Source organism: Brevundimonas sp. UYEF29 (genome assembly GCF_040546195.1).
Classification (GTDB): Bacteria; Pseudomonadota; Alphaproteobacteria; order Caulobacterales; family Caulobacteraceae; genus Brevundimonas; species Brevundimonas huaxiensis.
In genome coordinates, this window is record NZ_JBEPNH010000003.1 from 37,551 (window position 1) to 57,122 (window position 19,572).

Genomic DNA, 19,572 nt, shown 5'->3' on the forward strand with positions numbered 1-19,572 from the left:
AACTGCCAAGTCGGCGGGATCAGACCTGACCCAGGGTCCGCAGCCGGGCCTTGGGATGGATCTCGTTCTGGCTCATCACGACGGTCTGGCCGCGGAAACGTTCGATGATCGATCGCACATAGGGCCGCGTCATCGGGCCGGTCAGCAGCACTGGATTCTCACCCGTCATGGCGATCCGCTCGAAGGTGTCGCGCACGGCGCGGATGAAGTCCTGGAGGCGGGACGGCGCCATGGCCAGCTGCTTGTCCTCGCCATTGCCGATCAAGCTTTCGGCGAAGGCGTTTTCCCATTCCGGCGACAGGGTGACGATAGGCAGGGCCCCTTCGGCGTCCTTATTCTGCCAGCACAGTTGCCGGCCCAGGCGCGCACGAACGTGTTCGACCAGGGTCGTGACGCTGGAGCTGTGCGGCGCAGCCTCGGCCAGGCCTTCCAGGATCGCCGGCAGGTCGCGGATCGACACCTTCTCGCGCAGGAGAGACTGCAACACCCGTTGCAGCGTCGTGACGGTGACCACGCTGGGCACCAGTTCCTCGACCAGCTTCTTCTCTTCGGCGCCCAGTTCCTTCAGCAGCTTCTGCACCTCTGCGTAGGATAGCAGATCGGCCATATTGTCTTTCAGGATCTCGGTTAGATGGGTCGTCAGCACCGTCGACGGATCGACCAGCGTATAGCCCCGGAACGTCGCCTCCTCGCGCAGACCTTCCTCGATCCAGGTCGCCGGCAGGCCGAAGGCGGGTTCGCGCATATGCTCGCCCGGAAGCTCGACCTGACGACCGGCCGGATCCATCGCCATCAGGTGGCCCAGCCGCACCTCGCCCGCGCCCGTCTCCATCTCCTTGATGCGAATGGCGTAGCCCTGGGTCGGCAGGCGCATGTTGTCGAGGATGCGCACCTGGGGAATGACGAAGCCGTATTCCTGGGCCAGCGATCGGCGCAGGGCGCGGATTTGGTCGGTCAGGCGGCGGCCCTCCAGATCGTTGATCAGGCTGAGAAGCGAATAGCCGAGTTCGATCTTCACCTCGTCGATGGTGAGCACATTGGCGATGGGCTCTTCGACATCTTCCTTGGGTTTTGCGGCCGCGGCCGCCGCCGCGACCTCCGCCTCTGTCGGCTGAGGCTTCAGGCGATTGCGACCCAGCCGCCAGGCCATGAAGCCCGATCCGATGGCCAGGGCCGCGAACGGGATCAGCGGCATCCCGGGGATCAGGCCGATCAGACCGGCGGCGCCCGACACCACGCCCAGCGACACGGGATTGGTCGCCAGCTGGGTGACCATGGCCTTGTCCGCCGTGCCCTCGACGCCCGCCTTGGACACCAGGAAACCCGCGGCGATCGAGATGATGATAGCCGGCACCTGCGTCACCAGACCGTCGCCGATGGTCAGTTGCACATAGGTGTTGGCGGCCTCCATCGCCGGCATGCCGTGTTGCAGCGTGCCGATCAGTATGCCGCCGATGGCGTTGATGAAGGTGATGATCAGCCCGGCGACGGCGTCGCCGCGCACGAACTTGGAGGCGCCGTCCATGGCGCCGAAGAAGGTCGATTCCTGCTCCAGCTCCTTGCGACGCAGCTTGGCCTGGTCCTCGGTGATCAGGCCCGACGACAGATCGGCGTCGATGGCCATCTGCTTGCCCGGCATGGAGTCCAGGGTGAAGCGGGCGGACACTTCAGCAATCCGGGTCGAGCCCTTGGTGATGACGACGAAGTTCACCACCAGAATGATCGCAAAGATGATCACCCCGATGATGAAGTTGCCGCCCATCATCAGCTGGCCGAAGGCGTTGATGACCTGACCCGCCGCATCGTGGCCTTCCTGGCCGTGGGTCAGGATCAGGCGTGTCGAGGCCAGGTTCAGACCGAGACGGAACAGGGTCGAGACCAGCAACACCGTCGGGAAGATGGCAAAGTCCAGAGGCCGCTTCATCATCACGGCGGTCATCAGGATCAGCACGCTGGACACCAGCGAGAAGGCCAGCAGCAGATCCAGCAGAAACTTGGGCACCGGCAGGATCAGCAGCATGATCACGCCGATCACGCCCACCGCCATCAGCACTTCGCCGCGGTTCAGCCAGCCGATCACGTCGCGTCCCGTCGGGCGCGCCATGCCGTCCTTCATCAGGATCGGCGCATCAGCCAAGACCCAAGACCTTCAGTGCGCGACGAGTCGCCTCGACGATCACGGCCGCATTGGCGTCGTCCGACGTCGCCCCGGTCGCATGGTAATAGGCGGCGACGATCACGGGTTGGCCGTTCGGCGGATACAATAGGCCGATGTCATTGGTCGGCCCATAGCCCCCTGTCCCCGTCTTGTGCGCCACCCGCCAATCCGCAGGCGCCCCAGCCCTAAGACGATTCTGACCCGTGGGCGTATCGGTCATCCACTGCAGCAACAGGTCGCGTGACGCCGCGGTCAGGGGCGAGGCCGGATCAAGGAACAGTCGTTGGAGATTGGCGACCGACTGGGACGGCAGGATCGTGTCCTTATCGCCGTTCATACGATTCATCTCCGGTTCGAAGCGGTCCGAGCGAGTGCTGTCGTCGCCGATGCCGCGATAGAAGGTCTGCATCGCCGACGGCCCGCCCATGGCCTTCAGCAACAGATTGGCGGCGGGGTTGTCGCTGACCTCCACCGCGCCCTTCATCAACTGCTCGACCGTCAGGCTGGCGCCGACGGCGGGCTCTGTGACCGGGGCATGATTGATCATGTCCGCCGCGGTGATGGGAATGCGACGATCCAGTCGCTCCTGTCCCGCCTGCACTCGCAGGAAGGTCGCGGCGGCCAGATACATCTTAAAGGTCGAGCAATAGACGAAGCGTTCGTCGCCGCGCCAACCAAGCTTACGGCCCGTCGCCGCGTCCTGAACGACGAAGCCGAGACGGCCGCCATTGCGCGCTTCCAGGTCGGACAGGTCAATGACCTCGTCTGACACAGAGGCGGGCGCCGCAGGGCGTGATTCCGCGCGCGGCGAACAGCCGACCGCGCTCAAGGCGGCCAGCCCCGTCAGGACGCGTCGGCGCTCCACGGGTGCGCGCATGGGTTCAGGCCGCGTAGCCCGATGCGGAGACGCCGCTCATCGGCGCCGGAATGGCCGTGCCCTCGTCGGCGTATTCGTTCAGCTTGTTGCGCAGGGTGCGGATCGAGATGCCCAGGATATTAGCTGCGTGGGTGCGGTTGCCCAGGCAGTGGGTCAGGGTGTCCAGGATAAGCGTCTTTTCCATCGCCGCCACGGTCTGACCCACGAAGCTGCGGGTCACGGCGTCGGCCGCCTGGGCGGCGCGGGCGGCCACCCCGGCTTGCGGCGCCTCATAGGCCTGTCCCGCCATCATGCCCGCGCCCATGCCGCCCAGCGGCTGACCGTCCGGCAAACGGATGGCGTCGACGTCGATCTCGGGGCCGGTGGCCAGCAGCACCGCGCGGTGCATCGCGTTTTCCAGCTCACGAACGTTGCCCGGCCAGCGATGGGCCGAAATGGCCTGACGCGCGGCGGCCGAGATCGGACGCACCGGCACACCGTTGGCGGCGGCGTATTTCTTGATGAAGTGGTCGGCCAGAACCACGATGTCGCCGGGCCGCTCGCGCAAGGACGGCAGGCGCAGGTTCACCACGTTCAGGCGATACAGCAGGTCCTCGCGGAATGTGCCTTCCGCCACGGCCTTGGCCAGATCGCGGTTCGAGGTGGCGATGATGCGGATGTTGACCGAGACCGGCTTGGAGCCGCCGACGCGGTCGATGACGCGCTCCTGGATGGCGCGCAGCAGCTTGGCCTGAAGCCGGGCGTCCATCTCGGAGATTTCGTCTAGCAGAAGCGTGCCGCCGTCGGCCTCCTCGAACTTGCCGATGCGGCGCGCGACGGCGCCGGTGAAGGCGCCCTTCTCGTGGCCGAACAGTTCGGATTCCAGCAGATTGTCGGGAATGGCGGCGCAGTTGACGCTGATGAAGGGGCGCTCGGACCGGCGCGAATGCTCGTGCAGATACCGCGCCATCACCTCCTTGCCGACGCCGCTTTCGCCGGTGATCAGGATCGAGGCTTCCGAGCGCGCGACCTGGTCGGCCAGTTGCAGCACCGCCTTCATCGACGGGTCGGCCGAGATCATCGGCTTTTCGTCGTCGGCGACGGCCGACAGGACGGCGGCGATCAGTTCGGCGTCGGGCGGAAGCGGAATGAACTCCTTGGCGCCAGCCTTGATGGCGGCGGCCGCCTCTCGCGCATCGGCGTCGACGCCGAAGGCCACGACCGGAATGGTGATCCGCTCGGCCTCGTTGGCGGCGATCAGGGCGGCGATGTCCAGCTGATAGTCGACCATCAGCAGGTCGGCGCCCTGCCCCCGGCGCAGTTGCTCGGTCGCCTGGTCGGCGCGCTCGACGTGATTGACCTTGGCGCCGTGCGCCATGGCCATCTTCACCGCCGAAGCGAGCTGGCCGCTCAGTCTGCCTACCACCAGAAGACGCATCGTTCTTCTCCTCTAATCTCTAAAGCCGGTCGCCAATCAGGCGCCCGAGTCCTCGGTCTTGATGATTTCCGTCATGGTCACGCCCAGCCGGTCGTCGACGACGACGACCTCGCCGCGCGCGATCAGGCGGTTGTTGACGAAGATGTCGATCGCCTCGCCGACCTTGCGATCCAGCTCCAGCACCGAGCCCTTGTTCAGCTTCAGCAGCTGGGCCACCGACATGTGGGACTTGCCCAGAACCGCCGAGATGTTGACCGGCACGTCGAAGACGGTAGCCAGGTCGGCGGCGCTCTTCTCGCCGCCGTCGTCCAAGGGCGGCAGGCCCGAAAGGCCGGAGAATTCCTCCAGCGCCAGGTCGTCGGATGCCATCAGAACATGCTCCTTTCGACGGGAAGGGTTTCGGCGTGTCCGGCCTCGGCGGCCAGGGCGGCGGTCAGGGCCTCGGCGACACGCTCGGCCGAACCTTGCGGATCGTGATCGGCGCGCCCGTCGGCCCATTCCAACTGGAAGGCGGCCTGAGCCATGCCCGGTTCATCGCGGAAGGCGACCACGCCGGTAAAGCCGCTGTCGGCGCAGGCGCGCTCGATCAGGCCGCGCGCCTCGTCATCCAGGCCGGAGGCGCGAACGACCAGACGCGGCGAGGCGTCGATCTCCTGCGCCAACAGTTCCAAAGCAGCTTTCAGCGGCGCATGCGGAAACCGGTCTAGAGCGGCCCCGGCGATGGTGCGCGCAGCAGCCAGGGCCAGGTCAGCGGCCTGTTCGCGGTGCGCCTGGGCCACAGCTTTCAGGGTCGGGATGGCCGAGGCGACAGCCTGGGCGATGTTGCTCAGGGCCATGGCGCGGATGTTTTCGACCTCGCTGAGCGCCTGTTCGCGCGCTTCCAGACGCCCTTGCGCGACCAGGGCCTCGACCTCGGCCGGCAGATAGGAGCGTTTGGCCGGCGTCCAGGCGCCGGGACGCACGACCGTGCCGTCCGCGTCGAACTCTGTGTCGAAGGCGAAGAGGCGCCGGATTTCAGGAGACTGGGTCATGTCAGTAGATCAACTCGTCGTCGGCGCCCTGACCGGCCAGCATGATGTCGCCTTTGGCGGCCAGATCCTTGGCGACCTGGACCATGGCCATCTGGGCGGCGTCCACGTCCTTCAGACGCACCGGCCCCATCGACTCCATGTCCTCGCGCATGATCTTGGACGCGCGTTCGGACATGTTGGAGAAGAACATCTCGCGCAGACCTTCGGATGCGCCCTTCATCGCCAGGCCCAGCGAATCCTTGTCCACGGCGCGCAGCAGGGTCTGCACCCCGCCCGGATCCAGCTTGGACAGGTCTTCGAAGACGAACATCAGGGCGCGGATGCGTTCGGCCGATTCACGATTGCGCTCTTCCAGGGCGCCGATGAAGCGGGCCTCAGTCTGGCGGTCGAAGCTGTTGAAGATGTCCGCCATCATCTCGTGGCTGTCGCGCTTGGAGGTCCGCGCCAGGTTGGACATGAACTCGGTGCGCAGCGTGGCCTCAATCTTGTCCAGGATCTCGCGCTGCACGGGCTCCATGCGCAGCATCCGCTGAACGCATTCCAGGGCGAAGTCTTCCGGTAGGCTGGTCAGGACGCGGGCGGCGTGGTCCGAGCGCACCTTGGACAGGATCACGGCGACGGTCTGGGGGTATTCGTTCTTCAGATAGTTGGCGAGAACGGCCTCGTTCACATTGCCCAGCTTGTCCCACATGGTGCGACCGGCCGGACCCCGGATTTCCTCCATCAGGCCGTCGACGCGATCCTTGGGCAGGAAGGCGGCCAGCAGCTTTTGCGTCTGCTCGTAGCTGCCCATGACCGAGCCCGAACCGGACAGGCCCGAGACGAACTCGATCATCAGGGCCTCGACGGCCTCGGCGCTGACGTTGCCCAGGGTCGCCATGGCCTGGGAGATTTCCTTGACCTCGTCGTCGTCCAGCCGCTCCCACAGGGCGGTATGTTCTTCGCCCAGCGCCAGCAGGATGACGGCGGCCTTCTCCGGTCCCGACAGCTTGTTGGGATCGTCGATCGAGGCCTTCTTGTTGACCAGCTTCGCCATCAGCCTTCGGCCACCCAGGATCGCAGAATGCCGGCCGCGTCATCGGGATGCGACTGAACGAAGTCGGCGACCTTCTTGACCGACGACGCCTTCACCTGACCCTCGATGCGGGCGATGTCGATCTTCTGTTCCATCTCGCTGGGCGCCGGCAGCTGAACCAGCTGAGGCTGGCCGTCCGGGCCGATCACCGTGGTCGCCACGGTCGTGACCGGCACGCCGTTGGCGCCCGCCAGCGTCGGCAGATTGCCCCCGCCGCCCGCCGCCGTCTTCAGCAGAGGACGCAGCACGAAGAAGATCAGCAGCAGGGCGACGACCGTCAGAATGCCCAGCTCGACGAAACGCATGATGTCGTTCTTGGAGAAGTCCAGCAGCGACGACTTGCCGTCCAGACCGCCCTCGATGCCGGTGTCGTGGTTGAAGCGGACGTTGATGACCTCGATCTTGTCGCCGCGTGCCTCGTCGATGCCGGCGGCGGCCGCGACCAGCGACTTGATCTGGGCGATCTCCTCGGCCGTGCGCGGCGCATAGGTCGGCTCGCCCTTGCCGTCCTTGGCCGGCGTCCATTTGCCGTCGACCGCGACGGCGACGGCCAGTTTCTTCACCTCGCCCGGCTCCTTGGTCGTGGTCGTGGTGGTCTTGGAGATTTCGTAGTTGGTCGTCTCGGCGTTTTCCGAGTTAGTCGAACCAGCCGGCGTCGCGCCGGGCGCAGCCCCGCCAGGAATGTTGTTCGTCGCGGTCACGCCGCCGTCGGGCTGGGCGCTGTTGTCTGCGGATTGCGAGCCGTTGGTCGTGGTCGAGCGAACGACCTGACCATCGGGATCGAACTTTTCTTCCTGGGTCGTGGCGCGGCTCTGGTCGATGTCGGCCGTCACCTGGACACGGGCGGCGCCGGCGCCGACGACGCCTTCGACGATGTCCTTGATGCGGGCCTGAAGCTGGCTCTCGGTATTGCCCTTGGCCTCGGCGGCGGAGGCCGAGGTGAAGGTTCCGTCGTCGCTGCCGGCCGCCAGGGTGCGGTTCGTCTGGTCCGCCACGGTGACGCGGTCGGGCTTCAGGTTCGGCACGGACGAGGCCACCAGGTTGCGGATCGCCCGCACCTGATCGCTCGTCAGGTCACGCCCGCCCAGGCCCACCAGAACGGCGGCGGTCGGTTCGCCGGCGGCCGAGGTGAACATCTCGCGGCGCGGCATGGTGATGTGGACGCGGGCGGCCGTGATGCCGCGCATGGACATGATGGTGCGCGACAGTTCGCCCTGCAGGGCGCGCTGTTCGTTCAACTGCTGCTGGAACTCGGTCTGACCCAGGACCGACTGGCTGTCGAACAGCTCGTAACCGACCGATCCGGACGTGACCAAACCCTTGCCCGCGACCAGCATCCGCGCCGTGCCGACCTCGTCGCGGTTGACCATGATGGTCGAGCCATCGCCCTTGGAGGAATATTTGATGCCGGCCTGGTCCAGGGCGGCGGTGATCTCGCTGGCTTCGCGCAGATCCAGGTTGGAATAGAGCAGCGCGTCGGGCGCCTGGCCCATGCGCAGCATGATGGCGACCAGCACGGCGGCCACGCCTGCGGCGACGCCGAGGACCGCAGCCAGACGGCCGATCCCGAACTTCTGCAACGCCGCTGTGAAGCCGCCCACGCGTCCCCGCCCCCTACTCGCGGGAGACACGAACGCCCCGCTAGGCAGAAAATGCCGCCTGGATGGTAAACGTCGCGTTAAGACCCGCTTAAGGGCGCGCCCTGCCCGCCTGAAGCTGCGGCAAGACCGCCGGCGCACGGGACGGCAAGGGAGCTTTCGGGTCTCTCAACCACGAGACGACGTCGCGATAGACGATCTCGGCGTCCAGATCGCGGTTCAGCAGATGCCAGCCGTTCGGATACCAGGCGGTCCGCAGCGTTCCGCCCTCCCGCTCGGCCCGCTCAAGCGCCGCCTTCATCGGCCCTTTCTTCACCACCTCGTCGTGGGCGCCGTACATCAGGATGGCGTCGCCCCTAATGCGGCCCAGGCTGCGCGATGAGGCCTCCATCAGATCGACCAGCCCATAGACGCTGTCGAACCGCGTCGCGAGGATGCTCATCGGATCGCGCCCGTTGCGGATCAGCTCCAGCGTATTGGATGAGGCGTGGATGTCGCGCGTGATGAACTCCGGCGGTTCCAGCGCCACGTCGCCCAGCGCCCGCGCCGCAATGTTCAGCGCCGTGCTGTTCAACGGTCCTTGCGTCGACCAGCCCCACACGCCGGGCGCCAGCAGCACGATCCGGTCCGCATCCGGCGGATTGTCGGAGCCGAAAGCCGCCGCCGTCACCGACCCGCCCATGCTCTCGCCCACCACGGCGATGACGGCATTGGGATAGCGGGCGCGCGCCATCGCGGTGATCTCGCGCAGGTCGTCGGTCATCCGCTGCTGCCCGGCCCATTCGCCCCGCCCCGGCGCCCCGCCGAAGCCACGCTGATCGTAAGACCAAGTCTCGATCCCCTGCTCGGCCCACCAGGGTCCGGCCAGACGGAAGCTGGCGTCGTGATCGTTCATGCCGTGCAGGGCCACGATCACCGCCCAAGGCTCCCCATCCTTTGGACCCCAATGCAGATACGGCAGGCGCGCGCCATCCGACATGACCAGCGTCCGATCCTCGACATGGGCGCCGGCAAAACCCGGCGGCGGCGTCAACGGCGGCTGAATATGGGGTGCGGCGCAGGCTGATAGAACGAGCGCGGCGGCCAGCGGCGTAAGTCTGGAGGCGATCAAGGCCATGTGTCCCAAGCGGCGCTCACGATACCACCGGCAAGTCCGTCTCGCAGGAGCGAATGGCCGCCGGATTTGCAGAAGTCAGAATGCGCCGAACGCGTTCCCGCAGATAGGGAAGCACCTCCGTCTCGAACCAGGGATTCTTTTTCAGCCAAGCCGTATTGCGCCACGACGGATGCGGCAGCACCAGCAGATCCGGCGCATACTCACGCCACGCCCGCACGGTGTCGGTCATGGTCCGCTTGGCCCTGTCGCCCAGAGCCCACGTCTGGGCATAGCCGCCGACCAGCAAGGTCAACTCCATCTGCGGCAGGGCGCCCAGCAACTGCGATCGCCACAGTTCCGCACAGCGTGTCGGCGGCGGATAGTCGCCGCCTTTCGGCGCGGTTCCCGGATAGCAGAAGGCCTGGGCCGCGACCCCGATGCGCGGGTCGGCGTAGAAGGTCTCGTAGTCCACGCCCATCCAGTCACGAAGACGATCGCCTGAAGGATCCGTGAACGGCAGGCCGCTCTCATGGACGCGTCGCCCCGGCGCCTGGCCGCAGATCAGCAGCCGCGTCTCGGGAAAGACCCACACCACCGGGCGCGGGGTGTGCGGCAGGACGCCCGCGCAGGCGCGACAGGCGCGGATGTCGTTCAGGATATCCTGAAGATCAGTCGTCATCGCCCTCGACGACCGGCGGACGGCGGCTCAACGCCAGAGCCGTTTCTTCCTCGGTCGCCTGACGCAGGCGTGTGACGCCACGGAAATTGTCCGGATCGACCGCCTTGCCCTTCTTGGTGATCGTCAGCTTGCCCTGGCGCATCAGGCCCAGAGCGGTCGCGCGAACCTTGGGCAGCATGCGCTGCCACTGCTCAGGCTGTAGCTCTTTGGCCACTTCCGCCGGCTCAATGCTCTTGCCGGGCTCAAGCGCGGCGATTTTGTTCAGGATTGCGGTTTCGATCGGGTCGCTCATTGCGCCTATATGCTGCAACGCACGCCCAGAAGTAAGGCCGAGTCTGCATGCCCAAGAAAATCACCATCACCGAAGGCGAGTTCGCCGGCTGGCAGACCTATGATCTGCACGACACCTTCGACACAGTGGTCGGTCCTTTCTACGGCAAGCCAGACCCCGACGGGCACATGCGCTGCGCCTTCCGCGCCGAGCAGAAGCATATGAACGCAGGCGGGCGGATGCACGGCGGCTGCCTGATGACCTTCGCCGACATCGCCATGTTCCAGATCGCCTACCAGGAGATGGAAGGCGCCTCGGGCGTAACGGTCCAGCTGGACTCCACCTTCATCGACGGGGGCTATGTCGACGAACTGATCGAGGCCACCGGTCAGGTCACCAAGGCGGGCAAGAGCCTGATCTTCGTGCGCGGCCAGATCAACACCGGCGAGCGCCTGCTGATGACCTTCTCCGGCGTCATCCGCAAATTCACGCCGCGGTGAGCGTGTCCTAGCCGAAGACGACGCTGGGCATCGCGCCGACGATGGCCGCAGTCATCAGTGTGGCCAGGAAACCGGCGAACAGGCCCTTCCAGACCATGCCCAGCACCTCCTCGCGGCGTTCGGGCATCAGGACCGACAGGCCGGTGACGGTGATGCCGACCGAACCGATATTGGCGAAGCCGCACAGGGCGTAGGTCATCAGCATGCGCGTGCGCTCGGTCATGTCTGCGGCCGGCACCTTGCCCAGGTCGATGAAGGCGACGAACTCGGTCAGGGTCAGTTTGACGCCCAGCAGCCAGCCGGCGACGTCGGCGTCCTTCCACTCGACCCCGATCAGCCAGGCGATCGGCGCGAAGATCCAGCCCAGCATCCGCTCGACGGTCAGGGGTGCGTCGAACACCACAAACCCGCCCAGCATCACGTTGACCAGGGCGACCAGGGCCACGAACACGATCAGCACCGCCGAGATGTTCAGCACGACCATCAGGCCGTCGGACGTGCCTTTGACGATGGCGTCGATGGCGCTGTCGTATTTCAGGGCCGAGTCATAATCTGCGACCGCGCCGCCCATACCCTCTTTCTCGGGGATGATGATCCGCGCCAGCAGCACGCCGGCCGGTGCCGACACGATCGAGGCCACCAGCACGTGGCCCGCCGCATTGGGCAGCACCGGCGACAGGATGGTCGCATAGGCCACCATGGTCGAACCGGCGACCGTCGCCAGGCCCACCACCATCATCAGGAAGATCTCGGACCGCGTCAGCTTGTCCAGATAGGCGCGGATCACGATCGGGCTTTCGATCATGCCCAGGAAGATGTTGGCCGCGACCGCCAGGGCCGAGGCGCCGCCCAGACCCATCGTCTTCTGGAACAGGAAGCCGAAGCCCAGGGTGATCCACTTCAGGATCTTCCAGTGCCACAGCAGGGCCGACAGGGCGGAAATCACCAGGATCAGCGGCAGGACCTGGAACGCGAAGGTGAACAGCGCGCCCTGGTTCGAGACCGTATAGGGTTGGTCCCCGCCGGCCAGATAGCCGAAGACAAACTTCGTTCCCTCGGTCGTCGCCACCGCCAGACCATCCACCGCGCCCGTCACCGCCGCCAGCACCGCCTGCGAGCCCGGAATGGCGAACAGGGCCAACACCAGCCCGGCCTGCACCAGGATCGCGCCGATGGTCAGCCGCCAGGGGAAGGCCTTGCGGTTTTCCGAAATCGCCCAGCAGACCGCGACGATTACGACCAGACCCAGAAGGCTCTGGAGGTTCAGGAGGCTGAACATGGAAAACAATCCCCGCACCCGGCGCGCCTGCCGGCTTTTATTCGCTTCAAGGACAAAGTGACGCGGCTGGCAAGCGAAACGAAAAAGGGCGGCCCCTTAAGGGACCGCCCTCATCCTGTCGTCGCGCCTCGGCTTACAGCTGGCCGCGCACCAGCTTGCCGTAGTGATCCATCAGGTCCAACGACAGGGCGCCGGGAGTGAATCGATATTCGCCCACCTCGGCGACCGGGGTAACCTCGACGGCCGTGCCGGTCAGGAAGCATTCGGTGAAGTCCGACAGCTCTTCCGGCTTGATCTCGCGCACCACGACCTCGATGCCTTTCTCGCGGGCGATCTCGATCACGGTCTGGCGGGTGATGCCGTCTAGGATGTGCTCGACGTTCGGCGTGTGGATGACGCCGTCCTTGACGAAGAAGACGTTGGCGCCGGTCGCCTCGGCGACATAGCCGCGCCAGTCCAGCATCAGGGCGTCGGCGAAACCGCGGCGCTCAGCGGCGTTCTTGGACATGGTGCAGATCATGTACAGCCCCGCCGCCTTGGCCGTCGTCGGCGCCGTCGCCGGATCGGGACGACGCCACTTGGACCATTCCAGACGCAGGCCGCGCGCCTTGACCTCGGGGTCGAAATAGCTGGGCCAGTCCCACACGGCGATCGCCAGGTGGACCTTGTTGTTCAGGGCCGAAACGCTGGTCTGTTCCGGGCCGAGGTAGGCGACGGGACGCACATAGCAGTCCGTCAGACCGTTCTTGGCGCAGGTTTCCTTACAGAAGGCGTCGATTTCAGCGACGCTGTAGGGTATCTCGAAATCGAGCAGGTTGGCGGACCGCTTCAGGCGCTCGGAATGTTGCGTCAGCTTGAAGATTTCGCCGCCGTACATACGCTCACCCTCAAAGACCGACGAGCCATAGTGAAGGGCATGGGTCAGAACGTGCGTTTTCGCTTCCCTCCAGGGGACGAAATCGCCATTCACCCAGATGAAGCCGTCACGATCGTCGAAAGGAACGAAGGCCATTGAAATACGTCTCCCGCGAAACTGACGGTCTTAGAGCCGCACGAATCGCTCAGGTCAACGCCGCAAGCGGGGGAAACGTCGCATGAGCATGACGGAATCGCGTTCGCATGGCCGCTCAGGCCCCATCGCCGGCCCCGGCGTCGGCCGCCATCTGCTGATCGTCGACGACGACGATCGCATCCGCGAACTGCTGAAGGAATTCCTGGCGCGCGAGGGCTATCGCGTGACCGGCGCCGCCCACGCCGCCGCCGCCAAGCGGATGATGGAGTTGATCGAGTTCGATCTGGTCGTGCTGGACGTCATGATGCCGGGAGAAAGCGGCCTGGACCTGACCAGCTGGGTCCGCAACAAGGCCGAATTGTCCAAGACGCCTGTGCTTCTGCTGACCGCGCGCGGAGACGCCGAGGACCGGATCGAGGGTCTGTCGCGTGGCGCCGACGACTATATGTCCAAGCCCTTCGAGCCGCGCGAACTGGTGCTGCGGATCGACGCCATCCTGCGTCGCACCGGCGGCAAGCCGATCGGTCCCAAGGAGATCAAGTTGGGGACCGCCGTCTTCGACATGGAACGGCTGGAGCTGAGCCGTGACGGCGCGCCCCAGCGTCTGACCGAGGCCGAAGCCCAGTTGCTCAAGACCCTGGCGCTCCACGCCCATGCCCCGGTCGAGCGGATGAGCCTGTCGCCCGACACCGCCGACATCACCGGCCGCGCCGTGGACGTGCAGGTGACGCGCCTGCGCCGCAAGCTGGAGGTCGATCCCAAAAACCCGCGCTATCTCCAGACGGTGCGCGGCGTCGGCTATATGCTGGCTCCCGACTGAGCCGATGCGGCTTCTGCCCGCCTATCTGTGGCCGCGTTTCCTGAAGCGGCGCCTGCCGACCTCGCTGTGGGGCCGGTCGCTGCTGATCATCGTCCTGCCTGTGCTGGTCATGCAGATGGCGGTGACCTGGGTCTTCTTCGACGCCCACTGGCAGACCGTGACCGCGCGCCTGTCCGAAGGCCTGGCCGGCGACATCGCCTGGGCCGTCGAAAGCTATGAGGACGACCCCAGCCCGGCGAACCTGGACAAGCTGGCCAATCGCGCCGAGCGGTCGATGTCCCTGTCCATCGTGCTTCAGGATGGGCGCACCCTTCCGACCGAAGAACGTCGCGGCGCCATCGGCGTGGTGGACCGGGTGCTGGACAAGGCCCTGGATGCCCGTCTAGACCGCCCCTACTGGTTCGACACCACCCGCTATCCCGCCTACGTCGACATCCAGGTGCAGGAGCCGCAAGGGGTCCTGCGCATCATCGCCCCACGCGAGCGCGCGGTGGCGACCCAGGCCCATATCTTCGTCCTGTGGTTGGCGGTGGCGACCGTCCTGTTGATGGGCGTCGCCATCCTGTTCATCCGCAATCAAGTCCGCGCCATCGAGCGTCTGGCCGACGCGGCAGAGGCCTTCGGGCGCGGCGAAACCGTGCCCCGGTTCAAGCCGCATGGCGCGCGCGAGGTCCGCGCCGCCGCCGTGGCCTTCATGGCCATGCGCGACCGCATTCAGCGCCACATCGATCAGCGCACCGCCCTGCTCGCCTCGGTCAGCCACGACCTGCGCACCCCCCTGACCCGTCTGCGCCTCGAACTGGCCCTGGCTCCACCCTTCAAGCGCCAGTCGGCCATGCGTGGCGACCTGGACGAGATGGAGCATATGATCGACGAATACCTCGACTTCGCCCGCGGCGAAGCTGGAGAGCCGCCGAAGCCGGTGTCGATTTCCGACCTACTGAACGCCGCCGGCGAGGATGCGAAACGCGCCGGCGCCGAGGTCGAGGTGGTGGTTGCAGAGGGACTGACCGCCTCGGTCCGCCCCCTCGCCTTCAAGCGCGCCATGGTGAACCTGGCCGGCAATGCCGCATCCCACGGCGACCACGTGCGCCTGTCGGCCCGCGCCCTGGCGTCCGGCGGGCTGGAGATCATCGTCGAGGACGACGGGCCCGGCATTCCCGAAGCCATGTATGATGAGGCCTTCCGGCCCTTCTCGCGCCTGGACGAGTCCCGCAATCAGAACCGCAAGGGCGTCGGTCTGGGCCTCGCCATCGCGCGCGATGTGGCGCGCGGCCACGGCGGCGACGTCACCCTGGATCGCAGCGAACTGGGCGGGTTGAAAGCGACGATCCGCATCCCCGGCGCGGTCACCGTCGCCGAGTCCGCTTAAGGCTTGAAAGCTTTCGTCGGCAGGGTCTGGCGGAACGGCGCTGCAAGGGTCATCTTGAGGGCGACAGGGCTTGGAGATGATTTCGATGCGTAAACTCGCCTTCTTTGCACCCCTGGCCGCGACCCTTGCCGTCGCCGCCATGGCTCAGGCTCAGGCTCAGGCTCAGGCGCCGACGGTAAACGTCACGGTCGGGCCGCAGCTTCAGCGCGAGGTCGAAAAGCTCGGTGACCGCGAGGTCAACGAACAGATCGCCGGCCTTCAGGCCGAGGTCGGCAAGGCCTTGGCCCAGCGTTATCCAGGCGCGACCGCCAATCTGGTCCTGGTCGATCTGAAGCCGAACCGGCCGACCTTCGAACAGGTCCGTCAGACGCCGGGCCTCGACCCGATCCGCAGCGTGTCCGTCGGCGGCGCGGCCATCAAGGGCGAGATCGTGATGGCGGACGGCGTGACGCGGCCCGTGGACTATTCCTACTTCACGCCCAGCATCAACGACGTCTGGGGCTACAGCGTCTGGCGTGACGCCAACCGAGCGTTCGAGCGCTTCGGCGATCAGATCGAGCGCGGACGCTTCTAAGCGCCCATCTCGCGGTTGCGTCTGACCGCCGCCGCGACCGTCTCGTCCAGCATCGTCGTCAGGCGGCCGTCCTTCGCCATGGCGTCAAGCCCGGCGCGGGTCGAGCCGCCCGGTGAAGCGATGCGCCCGATCAGGGTGTCCAGCGCATCGTCGCCCATGGAGTCGGCTGCGGACCTCAACGTCGCGCGCGCCAGCACGTCCGCCGTCGCCGCATCCAGACCCGCCGCCTCCCCGGCCCGGGCCAGCGCTTCGGTGAAGGCGTAGAAATAGGCTGCGCCCGAGCCGGCCACCGCCGTCGCCGCATCCATCAGCGCCTCGTCGGCCAGCACGACCGTCTCGGCCATCGGCTCGAACAACGCCCGCCCGATGCCCTCAGCGCGCCGGTCCGCCGACCAGACAGAGGCCACGCCGCGCCCGCGCGACACGCCGGTCGTCGGCATCACTCGCACGATCGGCCAGCCTCCCAGGCCTTCCGCCAGGGTCGGCTCCGTCACGCCCGCCATGACCGACAGGATGACGGCCCGGTCGTTCAGGAACGGCGCCAGCGGAGCCATGACCTCGCGCCACAGCGCCGGCTTCACCGCCAGCACAATGGCCGCCGCCTGGGTCAGAGCCTCCAGCGGCGGATTGATCCGCGCGCCCTTGGCCCGCGCCACTTCGGCCGCCGGCTTTTCAGAGGGGGTGAGAATAATCAGGTCAGACGCCGCCACCGTCCCGGTTAGCAGCCAGCCTTCCAGAATGGCGGAGCCCAGTCGGCCGCAGCCGACCAGGACGACGGCACCCGGCACAGATGCCGCGCTTGGCATCAAGCGGTGCCGACGGTCTCGAACAGGCAGGCATCGATCGCCTCCTGCGGCTTCTTGTTCCCGCGCACCATGAAGTCGAAGGCGGGGTAGTAGCGATCCGAAGCCTCGATGGCCGCGTCGATCATCGACGCCGCCTGGGCCAGGGTCGGGCGCTCGCCCATCGGCAAGGCCAGCGAATGGCGGAAGACGATCTCGCCATCCTCGGCCCAGACCTCGAAATGGCCCATCCAGGTGCGCTGGTTGATCAGGCCGACCAGTTCATAGGCGGCCGTCTTGCGGCTCTTGGCCACCTTCAGATCCAGCGCGCAGCACAGCTGAAGACAGTCGCCCTCGGGACGCCAGGCGAACCACAGCTCATAGTCCTTCCAGTCGCCGGCCAGCGCAAAGGCGAGGTCGCCGTCGTCGGTGCGGTCAAAGGGAAGGTTCTCGGCCGTGAGCACATGCTCGACGACCTCAAGCGGGTCGAAGGGCACGTCCACTTCCTCGGGCCGGGCGATGTCCATCAAGTGTCTTTCACGCTGCGTCCGCGAGAATCGCGGGCGTTAACAGAACGGTAAGCCTGTTCGCAGATTCGGCTCAACCGGCTGCGTCCCCGGGTTGAGTCCCATCTGTGGACGTTCCCTTCACGGGCTTTGCAGCCGGCTTTTGAACGGCCTTCAGCTCTGCGAGCTCGGCGCGCAGAGCGGCGATCTCGTCCTTCAGAACATCGAACTCGTCGCGACGGACCAGGTCCATTTCGGCGGCGATCCGGTCGGCCTGGGCGCGCCAGGCGGTCTTGGCCTCTTCGCCTGCGGCCTGGGCCAGGCCCATGGCGCCGGTCGTCAGCTTGGCGAACTCGTCCAGAATGGGATTGCGGGTCTGCATGGCGGCTCCGACCTCAACGTCGTTAACGAAGGTTCACCGACTATGGTGAACGAAACCTTTCTTTCTGCTGCTTCGCGGGCGCCATCAAGGCGTCGTGATGCGTCTTCACAGGCGACGACGGCGGCGACGCTTGCTAAACCGCTGTCAAAGACAGTCCCGCACAGGAACGCCCCTTGCCCTTTCCCGAATTCGATCCGGTCCTGATCCACCTCGGACCGCTTCCGATCCGATGGTACGCCCTGGCCTATGTCGCCGGCATCGTGCTGGGCTGGTGGTACGCCGCGCGTCTGGCCAAGACCCAGCGCCTGTGGGCGCCGGGCAAGCCGCCCGTCACCACGACGCAACTGGACGACCTGGTGCTGTGGATCGTGCTGGGCATCATCCTCGGCGGGCGCCTCGGCTACGCCCTCTTCTACAAGCCGGCCATGTACGGCCAGCTGTTCACCGGCCAGACGCTGGGCGAGCGGTTCGAACTGTTCCAGCTGTGGACCGGCGGCATGAGCTTCCACGGCGGTTTCCTGGGCGTCTGCCTGGCCATCGTCCTCTATGCCCGGTCGCAGAAGATCGACATGCTGCGCCTTGGTGATCTGGTGGCGCCCGTCGTGCCCATCGGCCTGATGTTCGGCCGCCTGGCCAACTTCATCAATGGCGAGCTGTGGGGCCGCGAGACGACCGTTCCCTGGGCCGTGCGCTTCTGCAACGCCCGCATCGAACAGATGTACGGCTTCTGCCCCGCCGGCGATGCGCCCCGCCACCCCAGCCAGCTCTATGAGGCGGGTCTTGAGGGGATCGTCCTCTTCTCCGTCCTTTCCATTGCGATCTGGAAGTTCGGCCTGCTGAAGAAGCCCGGCTATATCACCGGCCTGTTCCTGGTCGGCTATGGCGTCTGCCGCGCGGCGCTGGAGAATGTGCGCGAGCCGGATATCGGCATGCCGGATTTCCCGTTCGGCCTGACCATGGGAATGATGCTGTCGATCCCGATGATCCTGGTCGGCGCCTGGCTGATCTGGCGCGCGTGGAAGCGTCCGCCGGTCTCCGCTGAGGCATGAGCCAGGCTGAAAGCTTAAAGGCCCGTCTGGCGCGCGAGATCGCCCTGACGGGCCCGATGACGGTCGCCGACTATGTGACCCGTTGCCTGCACGATCCCAAGGGCGGCTACTATGCGTCGCGTCCGGATCTGGGCGCGCGCGGCGACTTCATCACCGCCCCCCTGGTCAGCCAGATGTTTGGCGAACTGATCGGCCTGTGGGCGATCGAAACCTGGAACCGGCTGGGCGCGCCCGAGCGGTTCCGGCTGGTCGAGGTCGGCCCCGGCGACGGCACATTGATGAGCGACGCCTTGCGCGCCGCCCGCCTGGTCCCCGGCTTTCTCGAAGCCTGCGATCTGATCCTGATCGAACCCAGCGCGCCATTGCGCGATCTGCAGGCCAAGGCCCTGGCCGACGCCGACCTGTCGCCGCGCTGGGTCCGCAGCCTGACGGCGATCGAGACCGACGCGCCGGTCATCCTGATCGCCAACGAAGTGCTGGACTGCATGCCCGCCCGTCAGTTCGTCCGCACCGACGGCGGCTGGGCCGAGCGCCGCATCGGCGTCACAGACGATGGCGACCTGATGTTCGGCCTGACCGCCATATCCGGCGGCTTTCCAAAGCCGGACTTCGAGATCGCGCCGGGCGGCATTCTGGAAATTTCGGACCAGCAGGCGGTCTTCGGCCGCCACCTCGGCCTGCTGATGAAGGCCGCCTCGGGCGCCGCCCTGCTGATCGACTATGGCCGCGCCCGGCCCGAAGCCGGCGACACGCTCCAGGCCTTGCGTCGTCACCAGAAGGTCGATCCCCTCGCCACGCCCGGCGAAGCCGACCTGACCCAATGGGCCGATTTCCCCCTGGTGCTGGAAGCGGCCGTTCGCACGGGCGCCGACGTCACCGGCAGCCTGCCCCAGAGCGAGTTCCTGCGCCGGCTGGGCATCGAGGCCCGCGCCGAGACGCTGAAAGCTGGCCGGCCTGCCGCCTCGGGCGTCATCGACCGCCAGCTGGACCGGCTGACCGGCGACGACCAGATGGGCGCCCTGTTCAAGGCCGCCGCCATCTTCGCCCCCCGATCCCTAGTCGTGCCCGGCTGGGACGCCTGATATAGGTGGGGG

General features: G+C 66.5%; 21 protein-coding genes. 6 read left to right on the top strand and 15 right to left on the bottom strand.

Annotation, left to right across the window (positions count from 1 at the left end; genetic code table 11):
• Nucleotides 1–19 precede the first annotated feature (19 nt).
• The 10 genes from flhA to ABIB58_RS05880 form a co-directional block, all read right to left on the bottom strand.
• Nucleotides 20–2,116, bottom strand: coding sequence for a flagellar biosynthesis protein FlhA (gene flhA, locus ABIB58_RS05835; RefSeq protein ID WP_354040137.1), 2,097 nt, complete (start codon nucleotides 2,114–2,116; stop codon nucleotides 20–22).
• 13 nt (nucleotides 2,117–2,129) lie between these two features.
• Nucleotides 2,130–3,035, bottom strand: coding sequence for a class A beta-lactamase (gene bla, locus ABIB58_RS05840; RefSeq protein ID WP_354039617.1), 906 nt, complete (start codon nucleotides 3,033–3,035; stop codon nucleotides 2,130–2,132).
• Between the two features lie 4 nt (nucleotides 3,036–3,039).
• Nucleotides 3,040–4,452, bottom strand: coding sequence for a sigma-54-dependent transcriptional regulator FlbD (gene flbD / locus ABIB58_RS05845; RefSeq protein ID WP_055803826.1), 1,413 nt, complete (start codon nucleotides 4,450–4,452; stop codon nucleotides 3,040–3,042).
• A gap of 36 nt (nucleotides 4,453–4,488) precedes the next feature.
• The gene (gene fliN / locus ABIB58_RS05850) at nucleotides 4,489–4,821 is read right to left on the bottom strand and encodes a flagellar motor switch protein FliN (RefSeq protein ID WP_045810398.1); all 333 of its coding nucleotides are present in this window, start codon (nucleotides 4,819–4,821) and stop codon (nucleotides 4,489–4,491) included.
• The gene (locus ABIB58_RS05855; RefSeq protein WP_045810399.1) at nucleotides 4,821–5,483 is read right to left on the bottom strand and encodes a FliH/SctL family protein; all 663 of its coding nucleotides are present in this window, start codon (nucleotides 5,481–5,483) and stop codon (nucleotides 4,821–4,823) included. Before ABIB58_RS05855 ends, fliN begins: the two co-directional genes overlap by 1 nt.
• 1 nt (nucleotide 5,484) lies before the next feature.
• Nucleotides 5,485–6,519, bottom strand: coding sequence for a flagellar motor switch protein FliG (gene fliG, locus ABIB58_RS05860; RefSeq protein ID WP_039246914.1), 1,035 nt, complete (start codon nucleotides 6,517–6,519; stop codon nucleotides 5,485–5,487).
• Complete coding sequence (gene fliF / locus ABIB58_RS05865) at nucleotides 6,519–8,159, bottom strand: flagellar basal-body MS-ring/collar protein FliF (RefSeq protein ID WP_354039621.1); 1,641 nt, start codon at nucleotides 8,157–8,159, stop codon at nucleotides 6,519–6,521. The genes fliG and fliF overlap by 1 nt, the downstream gene beginning before the upstream one ends.
• A gap of 88 nt (nucleotides 8,160–8,247) precedes the next feature.
• A complete protein-coding gene (locus ABIB58_RS05870) occupies nucleotides 8,248–9,273 on the bottom strand; it encodes an alpha/beta fold hydrolase (protein WP_354039623.1) in 1,026 nt (341 codons plus the stop codon).
• A gap of 16 nt (nucleotides 9,274–9,289) precedes the next feature.
• Nucleotides 9,290–9,931 (bottom strand): uracil-DNA glycosylase family protein, encoded by a 642-nt coding sequence (locus ABIB58_RS05875; protein WP_045810402.1) that lies wholly within the window; start codon nucleotides 9,929–9,931, stop codon nucleotides 9,290–9,292.
• Nucleotides 9,921–10,223 (bottom strand): DUF3253 domain-containing protein, encoded by a 303-nt coding sequence (locus ABIB58_RS05880; protein WP_017504494.1) that lies wholly within the window; start codon nucleotides 10,221–10,223, stop codon nucleotides 9,921–9,923. The genes ABIB58_RS05875 and ABIB58_RS05880 overlap by 11 nt, the downstream gene beginning before the upstream one ends.
• Nucleotides 10,224–10,270: 47 nt before the next feature.
• Here ABIB58_RS05880 and ABIB58_RS05885 point away from each other — a divergent pair, with 47 nt between their 5' ends.
• A complete protein-coding gene (locus ABIB58_RS05885) occupies nucleotides 10,271–10,702 on the top strand; it encodes a PaaI family thioesterase (RefSeq protein ID WP_045810403.1) in 432 nt (143 codons plus the stop codon).
• A gap of 7 nt (nucleotides 10,703–10,709) precedes the next feature.
• Here the strand turns inward: ABIB58_RS05885 and ABIB58_RS05890 are convergent, their stop codons facing one another.
• Together ABIB58_RS05890 and ABIB58_RS05895 are read right to left on the bottom strand one after the other, a co-directional pair.
• Nucleotides 10,710–11,981 carry a NupC/NupG family nucleoside CNT transporter gene (locus ABIB58_RS05890; RefSeq protein ID WP_045810404.1) on the bottom strand — a complete coding sequence of 424 codons (1,272 nt, stop codon included), beginning with the start codon at nucleotides 11,979–11,981 and terminating at the stop codon, nucleotides 10,710–10,712.
• 133 nt (nucleotides 11,982–12,114) lie between these two features.
• Nucleotides 12,115–12,993 carry a branched-chain amino acid aminotransferase gene (locus tag ABIB58_RS05895; RefSeq protein WP_045810405.1) on the bottom strand — a complete coding sequence of 293 codons (879 nt, stop codon included), beginning with the start codon at nucleotides 12,991–12,993 and terminating at the stop codon, nucleotides 12,115–12,117.
• A gap of 88 nt (nucleotides 12,994–13,081) precedes the next feature.
• Here ABIB58_RS05895 and ABIB58_RS05900 point away from each other — a divergent pair, with 88 nt between their 5' ends.
• The 3 genes from ABIB58_RS05900 (at nucleotide 13,082) to ABIB58_RS05910 (ending at nucleotide 15,759) form a co-directional block, all read left to right on the top strand.
• Nucleotides 13,082–13,813 carry a response regulator gene (locus tag ABIB58_RS05900; protein ID WP_369796268.1) on the top strand — a complete coding sequence of 244 codons (732 nt, stop codon included), beginning with the start codon at nucleotides 13,082–13,084 and terminating at the stop codon, nucleotides 13,811–13,813.
• Between the two features lie 4 nt (nucleotides 13,814–13,817).
• Nucleotides 13,818–15,185, top strand: a complete 1,368-nt coding sequence (locus tag ABIB58_RS05905) for an ATP-binding protein (protein ID WP_045810406.1) — start codon at nucleotides 13,818–13,820, stop codon at nucleotides 15,183–15,185.
• 85 nt (nucleotides 15,186–15,270) lie between these two features.
• Entirely contained in the window at nucleotides 15,271–15,759 is a 489-nt protein-coding gene (locus tag ABIB58_RS05910) for a hypothetical protein (protein WP_354039628.1), read from the top strand.
• On the opposite strand, the gene ABIB58_RS05915 is transcribed toward ABIB58_RS05910, so the two are convergent.
• From ABIB58_RS05915 to ABIB58_RS05925, 3 genes are all read right to left on the bottom strand, one after another.
• Nucleotides 15,756–16,547, bottom strand: a complete 792-nt coding sequence (locus ABIB58_RS05915) for a pyrroline-5-carboxylate reductase family protein (RefSeq protein WP_231576587.1) — start codon at nucleotides 16,545–16,547, stop codon at nucleotides 15,756–15,758. The two genes, ABIB58_RS05910 and ABIB58_RS05915, sit on opposite strands and share 4 nt — an antisense overlap.
• 17 nt (nucleotides 16,548–16,564) lie before the next feature.
• On the bottom strand, nucleotides 16,565–17,068 hold the full coding sequence (locus ABIB58_RS05920; RefSeq protein WP_017504503.1) for a type III secretion system chaperone family protein: 504 nt from the start codon (nucleotides 17,066–17,068) through the stop codon (nucleotides 16,565–16,567).
• A 73-nt stretch (nucleotides 17,069–17,141) separates the two neighbouring features.
• Nucleotides 17,142–17,429: an accessory factor UbiK family protein gene (locus ABIB58_RS05925; protein ID WP_045810408.1), complete on the bottom strand. Its 288-nt coding sequence runs from the start codon at nucleotides 17,427–17,429 to the stop codon at nucleotides 17,142–17,144.
• 173 nt (nucleotides 17,430–17,602) lie between these two features.
• Here ABIB58_RS05925 and lgt point away from each other — a divergent pair, with 173 nt between their 5' ends.
• Together lgt and ABIB58_RS05935 are read left to right on the top strand one after the other, a co-directional pair.
• Nucleotides 17,603–18,478 carry a prolipoprotein diacylglyceryl transferase gene (lgt, locus tag ABIB58_RS05930; protein WP_045810409.1) on the top strand — a complete coding sequence of 292 codons (876 nt, stop codon included), beginning with the start codon at nucleotides 17,603–17,605 and terminating at the stop codon, nucleotides 18,476–18,478.
• Nucleotides 18,475–19,560 (top strand): class I SAM-dependent methyltransferase, encoded by a 1,086-nt coding sequence (locus ABIB58_RS05935; protein WP_354039632.1) that lies wholly within the window; start codon nucleotides 18,475–18,477, stop codon nucleotides 19,558–19,560. Before lgt ends, ABIB58_RS05935 begins: the two co-directional genes overlap by 4 nt.
• Nucleotides 19,561–19,572 lie beyond the last annotated feature (12 nt).